At 17.2% G+C, this 15,709-nt stretch carries 15 protein-coding genes; 13 read left to right on the forward strand and 2 right to left on the reverse strand.

Translation table 11 applies throughout. The annotated features are described in order from the left end of the window. Nucleotides 1-3: 3 nt before the first annotated feature. Nucleotides 4-1,164: a DNA polymerase III subunit gamma/tau gene (gene dnaX / locus AACL00_RS00085; protein ID WP_339044989.1), complete on the reverse strand. Its 1,161-nt coding sequence runs from the start codon at nucleotides 1,162-1,164 to the stop codon at nucleotides 4-6. Between the two features lie 107 nt (nucleotides 1,165-1,271). Between dnaX and sdhC the strand changes: the two genes are divergently transcribed. From sdhC to lpdA, 8 genes are all read left to right on the forward strand, one after another. Continuing rightward, a complete protein-coding gene (sdhC, locus tag AACL00_RS00090; RefSeq protein ID WP_339044991.1) occupies nucleotides 1,272-1,655 on the forward strand; it encodes a succinate dehydrogenase, cytochrome b556 subunit in 384 nt (127 codons plus the stop codon). A gap of 10 nt (nucleotides 1,656-1,665) precedes the next feature. Further along, nucleotides 1,666-2,013, forward strand: coding sequence for a succinate dehydrogenase, hydrophobic membrane anchor protein (sdhD, locus tag AACL00_RS00095; RefSeq protein ID WP_339044992.1), 348 nt, complete (start codon nucleotides 1,666-1,668; stop codon nucleotides 2,011-2,013). A gap of 2 nt (nucleotides 2,014-2,015) precedes the next feature. Beyond that, nucleotides 2,016-3,785 carry a succinate dehydrogenase flavoprotein subunit gene (gene sdhA / locus AACL00_RS00100; RefSeq protein ID WP_339044993.1) on the forward strand — a complete coding sequence of 590 codons (1,770 nt, stop codon included), beginning with the start codon at nucleotides 2,016-2,018 and terminating at the stop codon, nucleotides 3,783-3,785. 3 nt (nucleotides 3,786-3,788) lie between these two features. Further along, nucleotides 3,789-4,514: a succinate dehydrogenase iron-sulfur subunit gene (locus tag AACL00_RS00105; RefSeq protein WP_339044994.1), complete on the forward strand. Its 726-nt coding sequence runs from the start codon at nucleotides 3,789-3,791 to the stop codon at nucleotides 4,512-4,514. Beyond that, nucleotides 4,511-4,768 (forward strand): succinate dehydrogenase assembly factor 2, encoded by a 258-nt coding sequence (locus tag AACL00_RS00110; RefSeq protein ID WP_339044995.1) that lies wholly within the window; start codon nucleotides 4,511-4,513, stop codon nucleotides 4,766-4,768. The genes AACL00_RS00105 and AACL00_RS00110 overlap by 4 nt, the downstream gene beginning before the upstream one ends. A 76-nt stretch (nucleotides 4,769-4,844) precedes the next feature. Beyond that, a complete protein-coding gene (locus tag AACL00_RS00115; protein WP_339044996.1) occupies nucleotides 4,845-7,586 on the forward strand; it encodes a 2-oxoglutarate dehydrogenase E1 component in 2,742 nt (913 codons plus the stop codon). Between the two features lie 27 nt (nucleotides 7,587-7,613). Next, nucleotides 7,614-8,702 (forward strand): 2-oxo acid dehydrogenase subunit E2, encoded by a 1,089-nt coding sequence (locus tag AACL00_RS00120; protein WP_339044997.1) that lies wholly within the window; start codon nucleotides 7,614-7,616, stop codon nucleotides 8,700-8,702. A 37-nt stretch (nucleotides 8,703-8,739) separates the two neighbouring features. Next, nucleotides 8,740-10,182, forward strand: coding sequence for a dihydrolipoyl dehydrogenase (gene lpdA, locus AACL00_RS00125; protein WP_339044998.1), 1,443 nt, complete (start codon nucleotides 8,740-8,742; stop codon nucleotides 10,180-10,182). Between the two features lie 71 nt (nucleotides 10,183-10,253). Here the strand turns inward: lpdA and trmB are convergent, their stop codons facing one another. After that, entirely contained in the window at nucleotides 10,254-10,934 is a 681-nt protein-coding gene (gene trmB / locus AACL00_RS00130) for a tRNA (guanosine(46)-N7)-methyltransferase TrmB (protein ID WP_339044999.1), read from the reverse strand. Nucleotides 10,935-11,017: 83 nt separating this feature from the next. Here trmB and rsmI point away from each other — a divergent pair, with 83 nt between their 5' ends. The 5 genes from rsmI to def are packed head-to-tail and all read left to right on the forward strand — an operon-like array spanning nucleotide 11,018 to nucleotide 15,669. Continuing rightward, entirely contained in the window at nucleotides 11,018-11,902 is an 885-nt protein-coding gene (rsmI, locus tag AACL00_RS00135) for a 16S rRNA (cytidine(1402)-2'-O)-methyltransferase (protein WP_339045001.1), read from the forward strand. Nucleotides 11,903-11,931: 29 nt separating this feature from the next. Continuing rightward, nucleotides 11,932-12,234, forward strand: coding sequence for an Asp-tRNA(Asn)/Glu-tRNA(Gln) amidotransferase subunit GatC (gene gatC / locus AACL00_RS00140; RefSeq protein ID WP_339045002.1), 303 nt, complete (start codon nucleotides 11,932-11,934; stop codon nucleotides 12,232-12,234). A 23-nt stretch (nucleotides 12,235-12,257) separates the two neighbouring features. Then, a complete protein-coding gene (gatA, locus tag AACL00_RS00145; protein ID WP_339045004.1) occupies nucleotides 12,258-13,724 on the forward strand; it encodes an Asp-tRNA(Asn)/Glu-tRNA(Gln) amidotransferase subunit GatA in 1,467 nt (488 codons plus the stop codon). Between the two features lie 34 nt (nucleotides 13,725-13,758). Beyond that, on the forward strand, nucleotides 13,759-15,198 hold the full coding sequence (gatB, locus tag AACL00_RS00150; RefSeq protein WP_339045005.1) for an Asp-tRNA(Asn)/Glu-tRNA(Gln) amidotransferase subunit GatB: 1,440 nt from the start codon (nucleotides 13,759-13,761) through the stop codon (nucleotides 15,196-15,198). Between the two features lie 27 nt (nucleotides 15,199-15,225). Then, the gene (gene def / locus AACL00_RS00155) at nucleotides 15,226-15,669 is read left to right on the forward strand and encodes a peptide deformylase (protein WP_339045007.1); all 444 of its coding nucleotides are present in this window, start codon (nucleotides 15,226-15,228) and stop codon (nucleotides 15,667-15,669) included. The last annotated feature ends 40 nt before the right edge of the window (nucleotides 15,670-15,709 follow it).

Here is a 15,709-nt window from a genome sequence, read left to right on the forward strand (position 1 = left end):
AAATTAAATATTTTTTTTAAAAAAATTAAATTCTTTTAAAAAAATATTTTTAATATTATTTAAAGTATATGGATAAAAAATTAACATTCTTAATAATATCATACTAAAACCTATTTGTTCATCAGGTGCTAAAGATAATTCTTCTCTACCATGTATAACAATTTGATAAAAAAAATGAATTTCTTCTTTAGAAAATTTAGAAGCTAAAAAAAAAATTTCTTTTTTATATTGTAAAAATTCAAAATTTATATAAGATGTAATTTGAACTAAATTAATAGTATATATTAAACTTGAAAAGTTTTGTAAAACAATATCATAAGATATACAAAATTTATTAATAATTGAAATTATAGAAAATATTTTTTTTTTATTTTTAATTAATAAAGCATATAATAATTCTATTAAATAAAAATTATTTAATGAACCTAACATATTTTGTACAATTTTTAATGTAATTTTTTTTTTTGAAAAATAAATAGCTTGATCTACTAAAGATAATGCATCTCGCATAGATCCATAAGAATTTTTTGATAAAAATAATAAAGCTGATTCTTCAAATTCTATTTTTTCTTTTTTTAAAATATATTTAATATGTTTAATAATATCTTTAATAGATATTTTCTTTAAATGAAATTGTAAACATCTTGAAAGTATTGTAAGAGGAATTTTTTGTGGTTCTGTAGTAGCTAAAATAAATTTAACATGTTTAGGAGGATTTTCTAAAATTTTTAACATAGAATTAAAAGCATATATTGTCAACATATGAACTTCATCTATCATATATATTTTATATTTTGCAAAAGATGGAATATAAATAGCTTGATTTAATAAAGAAGTCATATTTTCTATTCCTCTATTAGAAGCTGCATCTATTTCTATATAATCAATTAATCTATCTTTATTAATAGCAATACAAGTTTTACATAAATTACAAGGAAAAGTAGTAATAATATTATTATTTTTATTTTTTTTACAATTTAAAGCTTTTGCTAAAATACGAGAAATAGTAGTTTTTCCTACACCACGAGTACCAATAAATAAATAAGCATGATGTAACATTTTAAATTTTAAAGAATTTATTAAAGCAGTAATTATATATTTTTGACCAACAACTTCTTCAAAAATACTAGGACGATATTTTAATGCTAATACACGATAAATCATATTTTTATATTATAATAAATATAAAATATATTTTTAATAAATAACTACATTATATATAAATATTAATATTTTTTTTAAAAAAAATAAAATTTTTTATAAAAAATAAAATGAATAAAAAAAAAAAAATACGTAATATAAATATATCACAAATAATTAAATATTATCTACCAATTACTGGTAAAATTTCTATTTTACATAGAATTACTGGTATTTTAATGGTTATTTTAATACCAATATTTTTAATATTTTTTCAATTTATTTTAAAAAATAAAAAAAATTTTAATAAATTTATTTTTTTAACACATAATATATATATTAAAATAATATTTTTTTTTATAAATGAAATTTTTTTATATCATATATTTTCAGGTTTTAGATATATTATTATGGATATAAATTTAGGAATTGAAAAAAAAAGTTCTAAAATTTTTTCTTATATAACAATAATTATTAGTATTTTACTAAATTTTTTTTTAATAACTAATTACTGAAAATAATTTTATGATTTTTATTAAAAAAAAAAAAAAAAATAATGATATTAAAGATTGGTTTTTACAAAAAACTACAGGTATAATAATAGGAATATATTTATTATTATCTTATATAATTTTTTTTTTAAAAAAAAAAAATTCTTTTAAATATATAATAAATATTATAAATAATATTTATTTTAAAATATTAATTATTTTTTTAATAATTAATATTATATATCATGTAATATTAGGAATACATGATATTTTTAATGATTATTTAAAAAAAAAAAATATTTTATATATTTTTAAAATTATTTTATTTTTTTGGATAATATTTGTTATAAAAAATATTTTATATATTTTTTTTAAAATTTAAAAATGAATTTTAATAAAATTAAAACTAATTTTTTTGATGTAGTTATTATTGGAGCAGGTGGAGCAGGGATGATGGCATCATTAGAATTATCAAAAGCAAATTTAAATGTTGCTGTTTTATCAAAAGTATTTCCTACTAGATCACATACTGTAGCAGCACAAGGAGGTATTAGTGCATCTTTAGGAAATATGTCAAAAGATAATTGGTATTGGCATATGTTTGATACGATTAAAGGATCTGATTATTTAGGTGATCAAAATGCAATAGAATTTATGTGTAAAAAAGCTCCAAAATTAATATATTATTTAGAACATTTAGGAATGCCTTTTGATAGAAATCAAAATGGCACAATTTATCAAAGATCTTTTGGTGGACATACTTCTAATTTTGGAGAAAAACCTATACAAAGAGCATGTTCAGTAGCAGATAGAACAGGACATGCATTATTACATACATTATTTCAACATAATATTTTAGTAAAAACAAATTTTTTTATAGAATGGATATGTATAGATATTTTAAAATATGAAGATAAATCAATAGCAGGAGTGATAGCTTTAAATATAAAAACTGGTAAAATTAATATTTTTAAATCTAAAATAACAGTTTTAGCAACTGGAGGGGCTGGTAGAATATGGGCTGCTTCTACTAATGCTTTTATTAATACTGGAGATGGTTTAGGAATGGCTGCAAGAGCTGGTATACCTTTACAAGATATGGAATTTTGGCAATTTCATCCTACAGGAATTTTCGGTTCAGGGGTTTTAATAACAGAAGCAGCAAGAGGTGAAGGAGGTATTTTAATAAATAAAAATGGTGAAAAATTTATGAAAAAATATGCACCTAAAATGAAAGATTTAGCACCAAGAGATTTTGTTTCTAGATCAATAGATCAAGAAATAAAAGAAGGAAGAGGAGTAGGAAAAAATAAAGATCATATTTTTTTAGATTTAAGACATTTAGGAGAAAATAAAATAAAAAAAAAACTTCCTACAATTTTAGAAATAGCTAATAAATTTGCAAATATAAATGCTATTAAAGAACCAATACCTATTATACCTACAATTCATTATCAAATGGGAGGTATTCCTACTAATATTAATGGAGAAGTAATTAATAATTATAATAGTATTAAAGAAAATATAATTCCAGGAATATATGCAATAGGAGAATGCGCTTGTGTATCTGTGCATGGAGCAAATCGTTTAGGTACAAATTCATTATTAGATTTAGTAGTTTTTGGACGTAAAACTGCAAATCATATAATAAAAAATATTAAAAATTATAATTATAAAATTATACCTAAAAAAAAAATAATAAAAATTATTAATAAATTAAAAAAAATAGAAACAAATAAAAATGGAGAAAATGTTTTCTTTTTATCTAATAAAATAAGAAAAATAATGCAAAATTATTGTGGAGTTTTTAGAAATAAAAAAATTTTAAAAAAAGGAATAAAAAAAATTTTAAAATTAGAAAAAAAATGTCAAAATATTTTTTTAAAAGATAAATCAAAACTTTTTAATACTACTCGTGTAGAAATTTTAGAAATATATAATTTATTAGAAGTAGCAAAAGCCACTATAATTTCAGCAGAAGCTAGAGAAGAATCTAGAGGTGCTCATGCTCGTCAAGATTTTGAAAATAGAGATGATAAAAATTGGTTAAAGCATAGTTTATGGTTTTCAAAAAATAATAAAATTAAATATAAACCAGTAAATATTAATACTAAATTTATTAAACCATTTAAACCTAAACAAAGAATTTTTTAAAATATGAAAAAAAAAATTTTTAAAATATATAGATATAATCCGGAAAAAAATAAATATCCATATATGGAAACTTTTTCTATAAATTTTAAAAAAACTGATAAAATGTTGTTAGATGTTATGATAAGAATTAAATCAGAAATAGATAATTCTATAACATTTAGAAAATCTTGTAGAGAAGGAATATGTGGTTCAGATGCTATAAATATAAATGGTAAAAATGGATTAGCTTGTATAACAAATTTAAAAAAATTAAAAAATCCTATAATTTTAAAACCATTACCTGGTTTACCAGTAATAAAAGATTTAGTTGTAGATATGAAAATTTTTTTTAAACAATATTATTTAATAAAACCATATTTAATTAATAAAAATATTCTTCCTAAAAAAGAAAGATTACAATCTCAAGAAGAACGAGAATTAATAAATGGACTTTATGAATGTATTTTATGTGCTTGTTGTACTTCTTCTTGTCCATCATTTTGGTGGCATCCTAAAAAATTTATAGGTCCTGCTGGATTATTACAAGCTTATAGATTTATAATAGATAGTAGAGATACTAATTTTGAAGAAAGATTAAATTTTTTAAATGATAAATATAAATTATTAAAATGTAAAACAATAATGAATTGTTTAAATGTATGTCCTAAAAATTTAAATCCTACAAAAGCTATATTAAAAATTAAAAAATTAATTTTTATTAATAAAATAAAAACATTTTTTAAAAAATGAAGTTAACTAAAAAAATATTAAAATTAAATATTAAAAGAGGAATATTAGAAAATGATCTTATTTTAAATAAATATTTAGATAAATATGAAAAAAAAATGTCTATTAAAGATAAATATGCTTTTTTAATATTAACAAATTTTTCTGATTTTAAATTATTAAATTTAATTTTTAAAAAAAAAATTAAAAAAACATTTCATCCTAATATAAAAAAAATTTTAAAAAAAATAAAAAATTTAAAATTAAATTTTTTTTAATTTTTATATATTTATATATAATATATATTATTTATAATAAATAAATTATAATTATAAAATTATTAATAATAATATAATGATAAATAAAATTATTTTAAAAAAAAAAAATAAATATAAAAATATTTCTTATTCATATCTTTTTAGTGAAAATATTAAATATTTAGAATATTTATTAAATAAAAATACTAAAATTACAAAAAAAAATATAAAAAAAAACATAGAAAAAAACATAGAAAAAAACATAGAAAAAAATATAAAAAAAAAAATATTACATTTAAAAATTAAAAAATTAATTAATAATTATAGAAATCTAGGATTTAAAAAATCAAATATTAATCCATTAAAAATAAATAAATGTAAATTAAAAAAATTAGATTTAAATTTTTATAATTTTAAAGAAAATGATTTTAAAAAAAAAATTAATATTAAAAATATTTTTTTAAAAAATAAAAAATTATTTTTACATGAATTATATAATGCTCTAAATAAAATTTATTCTAAATTTATTGGTATAGAATTTTCTTATATTAATAAAAAAAAGGAAGTTTCTTGGATACAAAAAAAAATTGAAGAATCATATCAAAGTTTCTTTTTATCAAAAGAAAAAAAAATAAATATTTTAAAAAAAATAATAGCTGCAGAAGAATGGGAAATATATTTAAGTAAAAACTTTATAGGACAAAAAAGATTCTCATTAGAAGGTGCAGAAAGTATAATACCTTTATTAGATGAAATAATTTTTTATTCATTAAAAAAAAAAATTAAAAAAATTATAATAGGAATGTCACATAGAGGAAGATTAAATGTTTTAGCAAATATTTTAGGTAAAAAACCTAAAAAAATTTTCAATGAATTTAATGAAATATCTTTTAAAAATATTTTTGGAGATGTAAAATATCATAAAGGATTTTCTTCTAAAATTTTTACTTCAAAAGGAAATATAAATTTATATTTATCTTTTAATCCTTCACATTTAGAAGCAGTAAATCCAGTAGTAGAAGGAATTACAAAAGCTTTTATGAATAAAAAACAAGAAAATATTTTACCAATTTTAATACATGGTGATGCGGCTTTTTCTGGACAAGGAATAGTTATGGAAACACTTAATTTATCACAAACTAAAGGTTATACTACTAATGGTACAATACATATTATTATTAATAATCAAATAGGTTTTACTACTTCAAAAATTAAAGAATCTAGATCTAATATTTTTTGTACAGATATTGTTAAAATGATTGAAGCACCTGTATTACATATTAATGTAGAAAATTTAAAATCAATAATTTTAGCTATACAAATAGCTATAGATTATAAAATAAAATTTAAAAAAGATATTGTTTTAGATATTATTTGTTTTAGAAAATTAGGACATAATGAACAAGATACTCCATCTTTAACACAACCTTTAATGTATGAAAAAATTAATAAACATATAGGTATTAAAAATTTATATATTAATAAATTAGTTAATGAAAAAATAATTTCTAAACAAGAAGTTAATAAAATTATAGATGATTATAAAAATTTAATTAATATACAAAAAAAACAAATTACTGGGTATTTTTTAAAAAAAAATTTATTTATGTATAATAAAAATTGGAAATTTTTTTTAAATAAAAAACAAAATAATAATGTTATTACATCTATAGAAATAAAAAAAATTAAAGAACTTTCAAAAAAAATTACTACTATACCAAAAAAATTTAAATTACATAATTTAATTAAAAAAATAATAAAAAATAGAATTTTAATGGGTAATGGTAAAAAAAAAATTGATTGGGGTATGAGTGAACATTTAGCATATGCATCATTATTAATATCTGGATATAATATAAGATTAAGTGGACAAGATTCAGAAAGAGGAACTTTTTCTCATAGACATGCTGTAATACATGATCAAAATATTAAAAAATATAATAATGGTGAATATATTCCTTTACAAAATATTCAAAAAAATCAATCAAAATTTGAAATTATAAATTCAGTTTTATCTGAAAAAGCAATATTAGGTTTTGAATATGGATTTTCATTAGTAGAACCAAATAATTTAACAATTTGGGAAGCTCAATTTGGAGATTTTGCTAATGAAGCACAAGTTATTATAGATCAATTTATAAGTTCAGGAGAAAAAAAATGGGGATTAATATCGGGGATTGTTTTAATGTTACCACATGGTTTTGAAGGACAGGGACCTGAACATTCTTCTGCAAGATTAGAAAGATATTTACAATTATGTTCTAATCAAAATTTACAAATAATACAACCTACAACTTCAAAACAATTATTTCATTTATTACGTCGTCAAGTAATAGGAAATTTTAGAAAACCATTAATTTTAATAATGCCTAAATCTTTATTAAGAAATGAGAATTCTAGTTCTAATTTAGAAGAATTAGCTAATGGTAAATTTGAGAATATTATAAAAAATAAATGTAATAATATTATTTCTAATATTACAAATTTAATAATTTGTTCTGGAAAGATATATTTTGATATAATTAAAAAAAATGAAAAATATAATTTAAAAAATATTTTTATAATTAGAATAGAACAATTATATCCTTTTCCTAAAAAAGATTTTTTTAAATTTATAAAAAAAATTAAAAATCTTAAAAAAATAATTTGGGTACAAGAAGAACCTAAAAATCAAGGAGCATGGTTATATATTAAAGAAAAAATTTCTAAAAAACTTAAAAAAAATCAAAAAATTTCTTATATTGGTCGTATTTCTAGTTCTTCTACAGCTACAGGTTGTTATAAACAACATTGTTTAGAACAAAAAAAAATTTTAAAAAAAATTTTTTCAAAAAAATAAAAATATTTTATAAAATATATAAAAAATATGGAAAATATTAATATTTTAGTTCCTCAATTATCAGAATCTATATCAGAAGCAACATTAATAAAATGGCATAAAAAAATTGGTGATATAGTTAATGAAGGAGAAAACTTAGTTGATATAGAAACTGATAAGATAGTAATGGAAATACCTTCACCTAAAAAAGGAATAATAAAAAATATTATAAAAAAAAATGGAGAAAATGTTAAAACAAATGAAATAATAGGAATTATAAAAATTTTTAAAAAAAATGAAATTTTAAAAGAAAAAAAAAATAAAATATCAAAAATAAAATTAAATTCTAATATTAAAGAAAATAAATTTTCTTTAATAAATAAAAAAAAACAAGAAAATTTTAAATTTGAAGAAAAAAATAAACAAAAATATAATTCAAAAAAAATTGAATATATACCAATGAGTAAAATACGCATTAAAATAGCAGAAAGATTATTAGAATCACAAGCAAATAATGCTATTTTAACTACATTTAATGAAGTAAATATGAAACCAATAATTGATTTACGAAATAAATATAAGGAAGAATTTGAAAAAGAATATAAAATTAAATTAGGATTTATGCCATTTTTTATTAAAGCTGTTATTCAAGCTTTAAAAAAATATCCTATAATTAATGCATCAATTGAAAATAATAATATTATTTATCATTATTATTATGATATAGGTATAGCAGTAAGTACTAAAAAAGGATTAATTGTGCCTATTTTAAAAAATGCTGATAAATTATCAATATCAGAAATTGAAAAAAAAATAAATTTATTTAAAATAAATGCAAATAATAGTAAATTATCAATAGATGAATTAATAGGTGGTACATTTACCATTTCTAATGGAGGAATTTTTGGTTCTTTATTTTCAACACCAATAATAAATCCTCCTCAATCAGCAATTTTAGGAATTCATACTAATAAAGATAGAGTAATAGTTGAATCAGGAAAAATAGTAATAAGACCAATGAATTATTTAGCACTTTCTTATGATCATCGTATTATAGATGGTAAAGAAGCAATCTTAAGTTTATTAACTATTAAAAAAAATTTAGAAGATCCATTAAGAATGATGTTAAAAATATAAAAAAATTTAAAATTTTAACTTTTTTTAAAAAAAAAATATGATAAAAAAATTTGATGTTATTATTATCGGTGGTGGCCCTGCAGGGTATACTACTTCAATTAGAATGTCACAATTAGGTTTTAAAGTTGCTTGTATTGATAATTGGAACAACATAAACAATGAATCAGCTTTAGGAGGAACATGCGCAAATGTAGGATGTATTCCATCTAAAACATTATTAAAATATTCTCAAGAATATAAAAATGCCATACAAAATTTTAAAGAATATGGAATTTTAATAGATAATATTAATATAGATTTAAATCTTATGCAAAAAAAAAAAAATATTATTATAAAACAAATTAATCAAGGTATTAAATATTTATTTAAAAAAAATAAAATTCATTTTTTTCATGGTATAGGAAGTTTTTTAAAAAAAAAAAAAAAATATTTAATAAATATTAAAAATATTAATAAAGAAAATAAAATAATAAAAGCAAAATATATAATTTTAGCAACAGGTTCTAAACCTAAAAAATTAAATAATATTTCATTTGATGAAAAATTAATATTATCTAATATAGGTGGTCTCTCTTCTATTAAAAAAGAAACAAAAAAAATTTGTATTATTGGTGCAGGGGCAATAGGTTTAGAAATAGGTTCTATATGGAATAGATTAAATATAGATATTACTATATTTGAACAATCATCTAATTTTTTATCTAGAATAGATAAAGAAATTTCTCAAAAAGCATTTCAAATTTTAATAAAACAAAAATTAAAAATAATTTTAAATACTAAAATTTACAAAATTAAAAAAAATAAAAATAATGTTTTAATTAAATATTCAGACTCAACAAATTATATTAAAAATAAAATTTTTGATAAAGTGATGATTTGTGTAGGGAGAAAAGCAAATTTTAAAAATTTAAATATTAAAAATATTAATTTATTAATTAATAAAAATGGTTTTATAAAAGTAAATAAAAATTTTGAAACAAATTTAAAAAATGTATGGGCTATAGGAGATGTAATAGGAGGAAATATGTTAGCACATAAATCAGAAAAAGAAGGAATATATGTAGCAGAATATATATTTAATAAAAATAAAAATAAAAAAAATAAAAAATTAAGTTTAATACCTTCTATTATATATACTTATCCAGAAATAGCTTGGGTTGGTAAAAATGAAGAAGAATTAATAAAAAATAAAATTAATTATAAAAAAGGAATTTTTCCATTTATAGCAAATGCTAAAGCAAGAATTTTAGATAGTACAGATGGGATTATAAAAATATTAGCTGAAAAAAATACTAAAGAGATTTTAGGTATACATATAATAGGTCCTTTAGCTTCAGAATTAATAGCAATAGCTACAATTATTATTGACTTAAAAATTAAATATAAAGAAATATCTAAAATTTGTTATGCACATCCTACATTATCAGAAATAATAAAAGAAGTAATATTATCAATAGATAAAAAATCTATAAATTTTTAAAAATTTTTTATATATTAATAAAAATTATTATATATTATATAAATTTTATTTTTTTTAAAAATATAAAATATTTATTTTTTAATAAATATTAAATCAAAAATTTTTCTTTTAAAATTTAAAGCTTTTTTTTCATATGAAGTAATAAAACGATATTTAGGTTTAAATTCTTCTTTAATAAAAGATTTTTCTTTAGAAAAATTTTTAAAATAAATATTTTTATTTAAAATTTTTAACATATAATTTGCATAATCTTCACAATCTGTAACAATATGTAAATAACCTTTTTTTTTTAAATTTAAAATTATTAATTTTATAGAAAATTTATTAATAAATCTTCTTTTTTTATGTTTTTTTTTAGGCCATGGATCAGGGAAAAAAATATGTATACCAAAAAATGAAAAAAATTTAAACATATTATATAATACATAAATTGCATCATAATTTATTATTTTTATATTAGATAAAAAATTTTTTTTAATTAATTTTAATAAATTTATAATTCCTTTTTCATAAGTATCAACACAGATAAAATTTTTTTCAGGCATAAATTTAGCAATTTTAATACTTGCTTCTCCTTTTCCAAAACCAATTTCTAAAATATTTTTTTTTTTTTTAGTAAAAATATTATTTAAATTAATATTTTTATTACTATAAGGTAATATATTTTTTTTTTCTAAAAAAAAAATTTTTTTTTGGTTTAAAGATAATTTTCTTGATCTTTTAACAAAACTACAAATATAATTTTTTAACATATTAAAATTAAATTAAATTTTTTTAAAAATATATTATTAAATAATATTTTTTAAAAAATATAAAAAATAATTTTTTAAAAAATATGATTTTTAATATTCCAAATAAAATAAAAGAACAGAATTTTCCTAAATCAGCATTATATGTGTTAGCAACGCCTATAGGAAATATGTATGATATAACATTAAGAGCTTTATACGTTTTATCTATTTCTGATACTATTGTATGTGAAAATATAAAACAAATAAAAAAATTACTTAATTTTTATAAATTAAAAAAAAATTTAATTACATTACATAAATTTAATGAAAAAAAAAATATTAATTTTATTATTAAAAGATTAATAAATAATGAAAGAATATCTTTAGTATCAAATTCAGGAACACCAACAATTTCTGATCCAGGTTATAAACTTATTAAATACATTTATAAATATAAATTTAAAATTATCCCAATACCAGGAGTATCAGCTGTAATTACTGCTCTATCAGTAAGTGGTTTAAATAATAAACAATTTAAATTTATAGGTTTTTTACCTAAAGAAAAAAAAGAAAAAGAAAAAATTTTACAAAATTTAAAAAATGAAAAAATAATTTTAGTTTTTTATGAAACACCTCATAGAATAAAAAAAACAATTAAATTATTTATAAAATTTTTTAATAATGAAACATCAATTATTTTTGCTAAAGAACTTACAAAAATTTTTGAAAATATTTATAAATGTAAATTAAAAAAAGCTTTATCTTGGATTAAAAAAAATAAATATAACCAAAAAGGAGAATTTGTAATTTTATTAAATTCTGTTATAATTAAAAAAAAAGAAGAAAAATATAAAAATATTTTAAAAATATTATTTAAAGAATTAACTTTTAAAAAATTAATAAATATTACTTACAATATTACTAAAAATAAAAAAAAAGATATATATAAATATGCAATAAATTTAAAAAATAATTTTAAAAAAAAATAATTTTTCAATATAAAATATATTTTATAATTATGAAATTTAATATTAAAGATATTCACAAAATGGCTAAAATTGCTTATTTAAAATTTACAGATAAAGAAATTAAAAAATTTTTAATAAAAATAAATGATATTTTTAATATTATTAAAAAAATAAAAAAAATTAAAACTAATAATATTAAACCTATGAATCATCCAATAAAAAAATCTTTTTTTACATATTTTAAACATTTAAAAAAAGATATTTTAAAAAAAAATATTAAATATAAAAAATTTCAAATTTTATCAAAAAATATTAAAAATAATATTTATTTAGCATCTAAAATTTTAGACTAAATTAAATTTTTTTTTTAAAAAAAATGTATAATAAAACTATAAAAGAATTATCAATTTTATTAAAAAAAAAAAAAATTTCTATTACAGAATTAACTATATTATTTTTAAAAAAAATTTATAAAAATAATATAAATGCTTTTATAAATATCAATGAAGAATTAACTTTAAAGCAAGCAAAAATTGCAGAAAAAAAATTTTTTAATAAAGAAAATACAATTTTAACAGGAATACCAATAGCACATAAAGATGTTTTTGTAACAAAAGGTTGGAAAACAACAGCGGGATCAAAAATTTTAAAAAATTATATTAGTCCATTTGATGCTTTTATAATTAAAAAATTAAATTTTGAAGGTATGATAACATTAGGAAAATTAAATTGTGATGAATTTGCTATGGGTTCTAGTAATGAAAATTCTTTTTTTGGACCAGTAAAAAATCCATGGGATAAAAAAGCTGTTTCTGGTGGTTCTTCTGGGGGATCAGCAGCAGCAGTAGCTGCTAGATTAACTCCTGTTGCTACAGCCACAGATACTGGTGGTTCTATAAGACAACCTTCAAGTTTTTGTGGAGTAACAGGGATTAAACCAACTTATGGAAGTGTATCAAGATTTGGAATAATAAGTTTTGCTTCTTCTTTAGATCAAGCAGGAATAATTGCAAAAAACGCTGAAGATTGTGCATTATTATTAAATAGTATTATTTGTAAAGATAAATCAGATTTAACAAATATTAAAAGACCAAAAGAAAATTTTTATAAAAATTTAAATTGTAATTTACAAAATATTAAAATTGGAATTCCAAAGGAATTTTTTAATCAAAATATTTCGGAAGATATAAAAATAAATATAGAAAATGCATTAAATGAATTTAAAAAATTAGGAGCTAATTTAATAAATATTAAATTATATAAAACTGAACTTTATATTCCCACATATTATATAATTTCTTCAGCTGAAGCATATTCTAATTTATCTAGATTTGATGGTATAAGATTTGGTATAAAACATAAAAAATATAAAAATATTATAAAAATGTATAAAAAATATAGAAGTGATAATTTTGGAAATGAAGTAAAATTAAGAATTTTAATAGGTTCACATATATTATCTGATAATTTTTATAATAAATGTTATTTACAAGCTCAAAAAATAAGAAGAATAATTACAAATGAATTAAAAGAAATTTTTAATAAAAAAAATAAAAATTATTGTGATGTTATTATAGGACCAGTTTCTCCAACTGTTGCATGGAATATAAAAGAAAAAAAAAGAAATCCAATTTTAAATTATATTTCTGATATTTTAACACTACCAAGCAGTTTATCAGGTTTACCTAGCATATCAATACCTTGTGGATTTAGTAAATATAAAACAAATAAAAATCGCCCTATAGGTTTACAAATTATTGGAAATTATTTTAATGAATCAAAAATTTTAAATTTAGCATATAAATTTCAACAAGTTACTGATTGGCATACTAAAATTCCTTAATAACTTTTATTATTATTTTTTTAAAAAAATTTATATGAAATGGAAAATTAAAATTGGTATTGAAACACATATTAGACTTTTAACTAAAACAAAAATTTTTAGTAATACTTCTAATAAATTCGGAGAAAAACCAAATACGTTAGTAAATGCAATAGATTTAGCTCTTCCAGGAACTTTACCAACAATTAATAAAAAAACTATAAAATTAGCTTTAAAATTTGGAATAGCTATATCTGGAAAAATTTCTTCTAATTTATTATTTTGTAGAAAAAATTATTTTTATCCAGATTTACCTAAAGGTTATCAAATAACTCAATATAAAAAACCTATTATAAAAGGTGGTAAAATATCTTTTTTTAATGAAAAAAATAATATTAGAACTATAAAATTAATATCAGCGCATTTAGAAGAAGATTCAGGAAAAATATTTCATAAATATTATAAAAATATGATAGGTATTGATTATAATAGATCAGGTAATGCTTTATTAGAAGTAGTTACAAAACCTATGATAAAAAGTTCTTATGAAGCTGTTAAATATTTAAAAACTTTATATAATATAGTAACTTGGTTAAATATTTGTGATGGTAATTTACAAAATGGTTCTTTTAGATCTGATATAAATATATCAATAAATAAAAATAAAAAAAATAATGGTATTAAATGTGAAATTAAAAATTTAAATTCATTTAAATTTATAAAAAATGCTATTGATTATGAATTTATTAGACAAAAAAAAATTTTAAAAAAGGGTGAAAAAATTATACAAGAAACTAGAACATATAATCCAAATACAAAAAAAACTGAATATATTAGAAAAAAAAATTCTCAAAAAGAATATAAATATCTTTTAGAACCAGATTTACCAGAAATTAAAATTCCTAAAAAAATAATAGAAAAAATAAAAAATCAAAAAACAAAATTACCATTTGAAATTCAAAAAAAAATTATAAAAAAATATAATTTATCTATTAAAAATGCTATTTTTTTAACAAAATTTAAATATTTATTTCAATATTTTAAAAAAACCTTAAAGTTAATTAATAAAGAACAAATAAAATTACTTTTAAATTGGTTAAAATGTGAATTTATGTTTTTTTTTAAAAAAAAAATAAAAAAAATTTCATTAAAACCTAAACATTTTTCATTATTATTAATAAATATTTATAATAAAAATATTTCTAATAAAATAGCCAAAAAAATTTTTTTAAAATTAATAAAATTTAAAAAAATTAAAAGTATTGAAGTAAATAATTTAATAAATTTTTATAAAATAGATAAAAATTTTAAAAGTTCTAAATTAAAAATAATTTTAAAAAAAATTTTAAAAAAAAATTTAAATTTAATAAAAGAAATAAAAAATAAAAATAAAAAAATTATAAATTTTATAATTGGAAAAATTTTAAAAAAAACAAAAAATAAAATAAATCCTAAAGAAATAAAAATTTTTATTGAAAAATATTTTAAAAAATAAATATTTTATAAATTTTAATTTTTATATATGACTATAAAAAATATTCTTGAATATCCTAATTTAGGATTAAGAATTAATGCAAAACCAGTAAAAAAATTTAATAATTCAATAAAAAAAATTATTAAAGATATGAAAGATACTTTATATAATTCTTCTGGAATAGGTTTAGCAGCAACACAAATAAATATACATAAACAAATAATAATAATAGATATTACAAATAATAAAAATAATTTATTAATTTTTATTAATCCTATAATTATTAAAAAAAGTAAAAAAAATAAAATAAATAAAGAAGGTTGTTTATCTATACCAAAAATTTATAAAAATATTTCAAGAATTTCTAAAATTAAAATACAATTTCAAAATATTTTTGGAAAAATTTTTATTTTTAAGATTAAAGGTATTTTATCTTTTTGTATCCAACACGAAATAGATCATTTAAATGGTAAATTAATTATTGATTATTAATTTCATTTTACCTCTTGAAAATAAAAATTTTTAATGTTAT

The sequence above is a fragment of the Candidatus Zinderia endosymbiont of Aphrophora alni genome, from assembly GCF_964019745.1.
In the GTDB taxonomy this organism is placed as follows: domain Bacteria; phylum Pseudomonadota; class Gammaproteobacteria; order Burkholderiales; family Burkholderiaceae.

Bases quoted from the DNA above. Each gene is read 5' to 3' on its own strand.
- dnaX (WP_339044989.1), bottom strand. From the start codon at position 1,164: ATGATTTATCGTGTATTAGCATTAAAATATCGTCCTAGTATTTTTGAA.
- sdhC (WP_339044991.1), top strand. From the start codon at position 1,272: ATGAATAAAAAAAAAAAAATACGTAATATAAATATATCACAAATAATT.
- sdhD (WP_339044992.1), top strand. From the start codon at position 1,666: ATGATTTTTATTAAAAAAAAAAAAAAAAATAATGATATTAAAGATTGG.
- sdhA (WP_339044993.1), top strand. From the start codon at position 2,016: ATGAATTTTAATAAAATTAAAACTAATTTTTTTGATGTAGTTATTATT.
- AACL00_RS00105 (WP_339044994.1), top strand. From the start codon at position 3,789: ATGAAAAAAAAAATTTTTAAAATATATAGATATAATCCGGAAAAAAAT.
- AACL00_RS00110 (WP_339044995.1), top strand. From the start codon at position 4,511: ATGAAGTTAACTAAAAAAATATTAAAATTAAATATTAAAAGAGGAATA.
- AACL00_RS00115 (WP_339044996.1), top strand. From the start codon at position 4,845: ATGATAAATAAAATTATTTTAAAAAAAAAAAATAAATATAAAAATATT.
- AACL00_RS00120 (WP_339044997.1), top strand. From the start codon at position 7,614: ATGGAAAATATTAATATTTTAGTTCCTCAATTATCAGAATCTATATCA.
- lpdA (WP_339044998.1), top strand. From the start codon at position 8,740: ATGATAAAAAAATTTGATGTTATTATTATCGGTGGTGGCCCTGCAGGG.
- trmB (WP_339044999.1), bottom strand. From the start codon at position 10,934: ATGTTAAAAAATTATATTTGTAGTTTTGTTAAAAGATCAAGAAAATTA.
- rsmI (WP_339045001.1), top strand. From the start codon at position 11,018: ATGATTTTTAATATTCCAAATAAAATAAAAGAACAGAATTTTCCTAAA.
- gatC (WP_339045002.1), top strand. From the start codon at position 11,932: ATGAAATTTAATATTAAAGATATTCACAAAATGGCTAAAATTGCTTAT.
- gatA (WP_339045004.1), top strand. From the start codon at position 12,258: ATGTATAATAAAACTATAAAAGAATTATCAATTTTATTAAAAAAAAAA.
- gatB (WP_339045005.1), top strand. From the start codon at position 13,759: ATGAAATGGAAAATTAAAATTGGTATTGAAACACATATTAGACTTTTA.
- def (WP_339045007.1), top strand. From the start codon at position 15,226: ATGACTATAAAAAATATTCTTGAATATCCTAATTTAGGATTAAGAATT.